This is a genomic window from Thalassospira sp. CH_XMU1420-2, from assembly GCF_037029325.1.
In the GTDB taxonomy this organism is placed as follows: Bacteria; Pseudomonadota; Alphaproteobacteria; order Rhodospirillales; family Thalassospiraceae; genus Thalassospira; species Thalassospira povalilytica.
Window position 1 is genome coordinate 1 of the sequence record NZ_JAYMEG010000082.1, and the last position, 507, is coordinate 507.

A 507-nucleotide genomic window follows, 5' to 3' on the forward strand; every position below is an offset into this window, starting at 1 on the left:
TGCTGAACTTCCGTCGGGTTGGTTGCTTCAAGCATGCAGGGAGGCTGTGGTACAGTCTTTCACAATGGAGAAGTGGACGGACCTCAGTATTTACGACCCTCTGATAGATGTTTTGGAGAAATTGCTCAATGAAAACGGCATGATCACTAGCAACCAAAACGGGGAGCTATATGTTGACATGCCGTATACAGGATTCCACGACTTGTAACCAAATATGGACAATGAACGGTGGCAAACAATTGGAACATTCCAGATTGGTTGGAGCATGAGGTCAGGCAACGTGACCTGAATTGTGTGTATTGCCGCTGTGCTTTTACGAAGTCGACCATTTCCAGGAAGTCAGCAGCAAGCTGGGAGCACATCGTTAACGATGCAAGCATCATTACGCGAGAGAACATCGCGCTATGCTGTTGTGGATGCAACTCTAGTAAGGGGCAGAAATCACTATCTGTATGGTTGCACTCTGACTACTGCAAGAAGCGGAATATTACGAAAGATTCAGTTGCT

At 46.5% G+C, this 507-nt stretch carries 1 protein-coding gene; it reads left to right on the forward strand.

The window, feature by feature from the left end:
* Positions 1-208: hypothetical protein (locus WA429_RS21400; RefSeq protein WP_336107936.1), on the forward strand; the 208-nt coding region annotated here is incomplete at its 5' end.
* Positions 209-507 lie beyond the last annotated feature (299 nt).